The sequence below is a fragment of the Roseateles sp. P5_B10 genome (genome assembly GCF_056400485.1).
In genome coordinates this window covers 1-6,275 of record NZ_JBFULE010000273.1, presented here as the reverse complement: position 1 = coordinate 6,275, position 6,275 = coordinate 1, and the positions used below count along the sequence as shown (strand labels likewise).

Annotated in this window: 8 protein-coding genes; 4 read left to right on the top strand and 4 right to left on the bottom strand. The window is 68.8% G+C overall.

Annotation, left to right across the window (positions count from 1 at the left end; translation table 11 throughout):
- Positions 1-424, top strand: a 424-nt coding sequence (upp, locus tag AC1DU6_RS16670; RefSeq protein ID WP_477858408.1) for a uracil phosphoribosyltransferase, incomplete at its 5' end; no start/stop codon positions are given.
- A gap of 3 nt (positions 425-427) precedes the next feature.
- Here the strand turns inward: upp and AC1DU6_RS16665 are convergent.
- Positions 428-1,609: an aminotransferase class III-fold pyridoxal phosphate-dependent enzyme gene (locus AC1DU6_RS16665; protein WP_477858406.1), complete on the bottom strand. Its 1,182-nt coding sequence runs from the start codon at positions 1,607-1,609 to the stop codon at positions 428-430.
- A gap of 93 nt (positions 1,610-1,702) precedes the next feature.
- On the opposite strand from AC1DU6_RS16665, the gene AC1DU6_RS16660 reads away from it, so the two are divergent.
- Together AC1DU6_RS16660 and AC1DU6_RS16655 are read left to right on the top strand one after the other, a co-directional pair.
- Positions 1,703-2,680: a GlxA family transcriptional regulator gene (locus AC1DU6_RS16660; RefSeq protein WP_477858404.1), complete on the top strand. Its 978-nt coding sequence runs from the start codon at positions 1,703-1,705 to the stop codon at positions 2,678-2,680.
- A 111-nt stretch (positions 2,681-2,791) separates the two neighbouring features.
- The gene (locus AC1DU6_RS16655) at positions 2,792-3,256 is read left to right on the top strand and encodes a hypothetical protein (protein WP_056196495.1); all 465 of its coding nucleotides are present in this window, start codon (positions 2,792-2,794) and stop codon (positions 3,254-3,256) included.
- Positions 3,257-3,260: 4 nt separating this feature from the next.
- Here AC1DU6_RS16655 and AC1DU6_RS16650 read toward each other — a convergent pair whose 3' ends face one another.
- The 3 genes from AC1DU6_RS16650 to AC1DU6_RS16640 are packed head-to-tail and all read right to left on the bottom strand — an operon-like array spanning position 3,261 to position 5,382.
- Complete coding sequence (locus tag AC1DU6_RS16650) at positions 3,261-3,803, bottom strand: chromate transporter (protein WP_056196499.1); 543 nt, start codon at positions 3,801-3,803, stop codon at positions 3,261-3,263.
- Positions 3,800-4,351 carry a chromate transporter gene (locus AC1DU6_RS16645; RefSeq protein ID WP_457322585.1) on the bottom strand — a complete coding sequence of 184 codons (552 nt, stop codon included), beginning with the start codon at positions 4,349-4,351 and terminating at the stop codon, positions 3,800-3,802. The genes AC1DU6_RS16650 and AC1DU6_RS16645 overlap by 4 nt, the downstream gene beginning before the upstream one ends.
- A gap of 23 nt (positions 4,352-4,374) precedes the next feature.
- Positions 4,375-5,382 carry a D-2-hydroxyacid dehydrogenase family protein gene (locus AC1DU6_RS16640; protein ID WP_457322584.1) on the bottom strand — a complete coding sequence of 336 codons (1,008 nt, stop codon included), beginning with the start codon at positions 5,380-5,382 and terminating at the stop codon, positions 4,375-4,377.
- Between the two features lie 80 nt (positions 5,383-5,462).
- Here AC1DU6_RS16640 and AC1DU6_RS16635 point away from each other — a divergent pair, with 80 nt between their 5' ends.
- Positions 5,463-5,972, top strand: a complete 510-nt coding sequence (locus tag AC1DU6_RS16635; protein ID WP_457356429.1) for a DUF1993 domain-containing protein — start codon at positions 5,463-5,465, stop codon at positions 5,970-5,972.
- The last annotated feature ends 303 nt before the right edge of the window (positions 5,973-6,275 follow it).

Genomic DNA, 6,275 nt, shown 5'->3' with positions numbered 1-6,275 from the left:
GGTCACCGTCGTGCCCATCCTGCGCGCCGGCCTGGGCATGCTGGACGGTGTGCTGGACATCCTGCCCAACGCCAAGGTCTCGGTCGTGGGCCTGGCGCGCGATCACGAGACGCTCAAGCCGGTGAACTACTTCGACAAGTTCGTGGGCAACCTCGACGCCCGCACGGCGCTGATCATCGACCCCATGCTGGCCACGGCCGGCAGCATGATCGCCACCGTCGACCTGCTGAAGGCCCGCGGCTGCAAGGACGTGCGCGCCCTGGTGCTGGTGGCTGCCCCCGAGGGCGTGAAGGCCCTGCAAGCGGCCCATCCCGATGTGCGGTGCTGGACGGCGGCCATCGACAGTCACCTGAACGATGTCGGATACATCATCCCGGGCCTGGGCGACGCGGGCGACAAGATCTTCGGGACCACGCAGGGCTGAACCTCAACCCAGCACCTCGCGCAGCGCCCGGCGCAGCAGCGCCAGCCCCTCGTCCATCTCGGCCGCGCTGATGTTCAGCGCCGGCATCAGTCGAATGAGGTGAGGGCGGGGCGCATTGAGCAGCAGCCCTACCGGCGCCAGCGCCTGGGCGGCCGCCACCACCTCGTTCGCGTTGTCTGACGGCAGCACCAGAGCCCGCAGCAGGCCGAGGCCCCGTTCGCCCACCAGGCCGTGATCGCGCGCGACAGTCTGCAGCCCGGCGGACAACTGCGCCGCACGCTCGCRCACACCGGCCAGGAACTCCTCGCGGCAGACCTCGTTGACCACGGCAAGCCCCACCGCCGCCATCAGTGGGTTGCCGCAGAAGGTGCCGCCCTGGTCGCCCGGCTCGAAGCAGTTGAACGCCTCCTTGCACAGCAAGGCCGCCAGCGGCACGCCGCCACCCAGGCCCTTGGCCAGCGTCATCASGTCGGGTTCGATGCCGAAGTGCTCGTAGGCGAAGGCATGCCCGCAGCGACCGATGCCGGTCTGCACCTCGTCGGCGATCAGCAGCACGCCGCGTTCGGCCGTCAGCGCGCGCAGCTCGCGCACGAAGCCCGGGTCGGCCACAACGACGCCCGCCTCGCCCTGCACGAATTCGATCATCACGGCCGCCGTGAGTGGCGTTATTGCGCGCTCCACCGAAGCGATGTCGTTGAGCCGCGCCTTCACGAAGCCGCCGGGCATGGGCGGGTAGATCTCGCCCCAGCCCGGCTTGCCCGAAGCGCTCATCATCGCCAGCGTGCGGCCGTGAAAAGCGTGCTCGAAGCCGATGATCTCGTGGGTACCGTCCCGCATGCGGCTGCCCCGGCGCCGCGCCAGCTTCACCGCGCCCTCGTTGGCCTCGGCGCCCGAGCTGGCGAGGAAGACACGGTCGAAGCAGCTTGAATCCACGAGGCGCCCGGCCAGGTCCAGCAGCGGGCGGTTGTAGTAGGCGGGGCTGGGGTTCAGCAGCCGCTGCGACTGCGCCAGCAGGGCCTGCGTGATGAGAGCCGGGCTGTGGCCCAGGCTGTTGACGGCCCAGCCCTGCACGAGGTCGAGGTGGCGCTTGCCGCCCTCGTCGGTCAGCCAGGCGCCCTGGCCCGAGACGAAAACCGTGTCGGGGCGGCGGGTGATGGTGATGAGGTCGTGTCCGGGGTCGGTCATGGTGGGTGCTTCGTGGTCCATGGCCAGCAGTTTGTGTGGGTTGGCCCATGGCCGCCATGACGCAGTTCCCACCTTTCCTGCCATCATGTCGGCATGACCTGCCGCATCGCCTTCGTGCTCTTCCCGGGCTTCCAGCAGTTCGACCTGGCCGGGCCCATGGCGGTGTTCGAGCTCGCCCGCCTGGCGCGGCCGGGCAGCTACGACTGGCGGCTGGTGGCGAGTGCGCCGCCTGCCGTGCACAGTTCGGCCGGCGTGGCCTGGCCGGTGCAGGGGCTGCCGCGCCATCTGGGAGATCTCGACCTGGTCATGGTGATCGGCGGCGATGGCGTGGACGCCGCCTGCCTCGACAGCCGCCTCATTGCCTGGCTGCGCAGGGCCAGCCGCTCGGGCGCTCGCGTAGCCAGCATCTGCAGCGGCAGCCTCGTGCTGGCCGCCGCCGGCCTGCTGGATGAGCGCACGGCCACGACGCATTGGTCACGCAGCCGGCAGTTCGCCAGCGACTTTCCCGCCGTGCGCCTGCAGCCCGACCGCATCTACGTCCGCGAGCCCGCAGTCCGCCAGCTTGGCCTGCCGGAACTCTGGACGAGCGCCGGCATGACCGCCGGCATCGACCTCTGCCTGGCACTGCTGGCCCACGATCATGGCGAAGACCTCGCGCGGGAGGCCGCACGCCAGCTCGTCGTGGAGCGGCGGCGGCCCGGCGGGCAGTCGCAGTTCTCGCCGCTGCTGGACCTGCAGCGCCCCGACGGCCGTTTCGGCGCGCTGCTGGACGAGGTGCGGCGCGACCTGAAGCGCGATCACCGCGTGGACGAGCTGGCCGCCCGGGCCTGCATGAGCCCACGGCATTTCGCGCGCTGTTTTCACGCCGAGACGGGCGCCACGCCCGCGCAGGCGGTCGAGCGGCTGCGCGTGGAAGCGGCGCGCGCGGCGTTGGAGGGCGGCTCGGCGTCGGTGTTGCGGGTGTCGCTGGAATGCGGCTTCGGCAGTACCGAGCGCATGCGGCGCGCCTTCCTGCGGCTGCTGGGCCGCCCGCCCGCGGCGTTTCGGCCGGGTGGCGTCGGCGCAGGGTGAACTTTCACCAACGCGGGGTTGATCCCCGCGGGCGCTGCCTTGCGTCAGTACAGGCAGGCAAGCCATCTCGGCGAGCCATCGACCTGATCCAACGGACTCAAGGAGCCCATCATGGCCACGCTTTCCACCCCCACCATCACCCTCGGCGCCGTCAATGGCAGCAAGCGCGACGTGACCGTCGCCGGCACGATGACCTTCGACGCGAGCGATGTCGGCCGCACTTATCGGCTGGAGATCGAGCTTTTTGGCGAAGACCTCGCCGGCGACCATCTGCCCTCCGGCGACGGCGGTGCCGACGACCTGATCAGCACCTTCACCTGGCTGGCCGGCGGCCTGCTGCTGCGCCCCTACAAGGCCGTCTCGGTGCTGGCCGCGGGCAGCGTCAACTACTCCGAGAAGCGCGCCATCGACACCGCCAAGCTCGACGAGGACGCCGGCACCGAGATCGTCGGCTGGGCCGACATCCACACGCCCATCATCATGCCGCGCTCCGACGAGGTCTATGCGCAGGTGACGCTGGGCATGTCCCCCGTCAGCAAGCGCTCCGTGACCACGCAGGCGGGCCTGGGCGTCTGAGAACTCAGACGAGACCCAGCGCGCCCAGCACGCCACCGCCGAGCACCATCCAGACGAGGCCCAGCCTCGTCCTCAGCGTCAGCAGCACGGTGACGGCAATCATCGCCAGCGTGCTCCAGCGGTGCTCGTCGGCGCGCAGGAAAGGCAGGGCCAGCAGCCAGCCCGTGGCGATGATCAGCCCCAGCGTCAGCGGCATCATGCCGGCCGAGAAGGCGCGCAGCACGATGTGCTCGCGGTTGGCGCGCGCCCAGCGCGTGGCCGTCACGGTCAGCACGCTGGACGGCAGCATGATGCCGGCCATCGCAGCCGCCGCGCCCGTCAGGCCGGCCACGTTGTAGCCCAGCACCGCGACGAACAGGATGTTGGGACCTGGCGCCGCCTGTGCCAGGGCGATGGACGACGTGAAGTCGGTATCGCTCAGCCAGCCGGTCTTGTCGACCAGGTAGCGGTGCATTTCGGGCACCGTCGTGATGGCGCCGCCGATGGACAGCAGCGACAGCGTCAGGAAATGCAGGAAGAGGCCGAGAAGATCGACGGGCGTTGTCATGGCCGTGTTCTCCACCAGGCCAGGAACATGCCGCTGCCGCCTAGCAGGGCCAGCACATTGACCAGCGGCCAACGCAGCAGACCGATCAGCACGAAAGCCGTCAAGGCCAGGCCCAGGGCGAGCGGCCGGCCCAACGGGCTCTTCTTGAGTGCCGGCAGCAGCTTGATGCCGGTGGCCAGGATCAGTCCGGCCGACACCGCGCCCATGCCGCGCAGCGCATTGATGGCCATGGGGTGGCGGGCCAGCTGGCCAAAGGCGGCAGCCAGGGCCAGCACGATGATCGCGGGCGCCACCAGCATGCCGGCCAGCGCCACGACGGCGCCTCGCAGGCCAAAGAAGCGGTCGCCGATCATCATGGACAGGTTGACCACATTGGGCCCGGGTAGCACCTGGGCGATGGCCAGGGTCTCGACGAACTCCTCCTTGCTCATCCAGTGATGGTGCTCGACCAGTTCGCGCTGGGCTATCGCCAGCACGCCGCCAAAGCCCTGCAGGGCCAGCCTTGAGAACGCCAGGAAGAGTTCCGTCAGGGATTCGGGACGGTTCAAGGCCGCTTCCTCAGCGCTGGACTTCAGCGCAGGACCTTCAGTGCGTCCGGGTTGACGATATTCGTCGGCTGCTGATTGATGAAGTTCAGCACGTTGTCGAAAGCCGCGTCGAAATAGAGCTCGTAGCTGTCCTGCTCCACATAGCCGATGTGCGGCGTGCAGACGGCGTTCTCCAGCCGCAGCAGCGGGTGGCCTTGCAGGATGGGTTCGCTCTCGAAGACGTCGATGGCGGCCATGCCGGGCCGGCCGCGGTTCAGTGCCGACACCAGCGCGCCCTCGACGGCCAGTTCGGCCCGTGAGGTGTTGACGAACAGCGCCGTCGGTTTCATCCGGGCCAGGTCTTCGGATGTGACGATGCCGCGCGTGGCGTCGCACAGGCGCAGGTGCACGGACAGCACGTCGGCCTCGGCGAAGAAGGCCTCGCGGCTGGGGGCGGCCTGGTAGCCATCGGCCTCGGCGCGCAGGCGCGAGGCCTCGCTGCCCCATACCATGACCTTCATGCCGAAGGCGCGTCCATAGCCGGCCACGAGCTGGCCGATCTTGCCGTAGCCCCAGATGCCCAGCGTCTTGCCGCGCAGCACCATGCCGACCCCGAAATTGGCCGGCATGGACGCAGCCTTCAGCCCGGCCTGCTGCCAGGCGCCATGTTTCAGGTTGCCGATGTACTGCGGCAGCCGCCTCATGGAGGCCATGATCAGCGCCCAGGTCAGCTCGGCCGGCGCCACCGGGCTGCCGACGCCCTCGGCCACGGCAATTCCTAAGCGCGTGCAGGCCTCGACGTCGATGTGGCTGCCGACACGGCCGGTCTGGGAGATCAGCTTGAGTTTTGGGAGCTTCTCGAGCAACTGGCGCGGGAAGGTGGTGCGCTCGCGGATCAGGACCAGCACCTCGGCATCGCGCAGCCGCACGGACAGCTGGCCGATGCCCTTGACCGTGTTGGTGAAGACCTTGGCGTTGAGGGGCTCCAACTTCGCCGCGCAGCGCAGCTTGCGCACGGCGTCTTGGTAGTCGTCCAGGATGATCACGTTCATAGCTGCAGGGGATTGTGCACGGTGCTCAGCAGGGGTCAGGGTTGCATGGCTACCATCGCTTTCCCTCAAGGAGACACCCGATGACCCCGATTTCCATGCACGCCGCCAGCGCGCCGGCATTCGCCAAGATGCTGGGCAATATGCTGACCTGGCTGGAGGCCGCCAAGGCCCATGCCGAAACCAGGAAGTTCTCGACCGACGTCTACCTGACGTTGCGCCTGGCGCCCGACATGCTGCCCTTCACCAAGCAGATCCAGATCGCCAGCGATGCCGCCAAGGGCTGCGTGGCCCGCCTGGGGGGCCAGGAGATCCCCAAGTACGAGGACAACGAAGCCACGCTGGACGAGCTGGCCGAGCGCATCAAGAAGACCCGCGACTTTGTGCTGTCCGTGCCCGCCGAGGCCTTCGCCGGCAGCGAGGAGCGCGAGATCGTCATCCCGCGCCGCAGCGGTGACCCACTGAAGTTCGATGGCTCGACCTATCTGCGGCATTTCGCCCTGCCCAACTTCTATTTCCACGCGACAACCACTTACGCGCTGTTGCGCCATGCCGGCGTGCCGCTGGGCAAGTCGGACTATTTGGGTGGCTGAGCGGGGACCGAAGACAGGCCACTACGGCCTGTCTGACGCCTCGCGAAGGCCCTGCCGCCTGCCCGCGGCGGGGCATGATTCCCCAGTTTGAGGTGCCCGGGGCGGGAAATGCTGCGCAATCCGCAGCCTATTCCCCGCGCCCAACCTGGCGGCGCGGCTTGAAAATCGGCGGAACATCCGATCACACCGCCCGCCGCATGGACATGTCGACGCCTCCCGCTGCCCCGCCCCAAGGTATTGCCCTTCTCGAGCAATGGCTTGGCTTGGCCCGCAGCGGCCAATGGCCTTTGCCCCAGGTCATGG

What these genes read in the sequence shown, in the direction of transcription:
- AC1DU6_RS16650 (WP_056196499.1), bottom strand. Translation starts at nt 3,803, where the DNA reads ATGACAACGCCCGTCGATCTTCTCGGCCTCTTCCTGCATTTCCTGACG.
- AC1DU6_RS16635 (WP_457356429.1), top strand. Translation starts at nt 5,463, where the DNA reads ATGACCCCGATTTCCATGCACGCCGCCAGCGCGCCGGCATTCGCCAAG.
- AC1DU6_RS16660 (WP_477858404.1), top strand. Translation starts at nt 1,703, where the DNA reads ATGACCTGCCGCATCGCCTTCGTGCTCTTCCCGGGCTTCCAGCAGTTC.
- AC1DU6_RS16655 (WP_056196495.1), top strand. Translation starts at nt 2,792, where the DNA reads ATGGCCACGCTTTCCACCCCCACCATCACCCTCGGCGCCGTCAATGGC.
- AC1DU6_RS16640 (WP_457322584.1), bottom strand. Translation starts at nt 5,382, where the DNA reads ATGAACGTGATCATCCTGGACGACTACCAAGACGCCGTGCGCAAGCTG.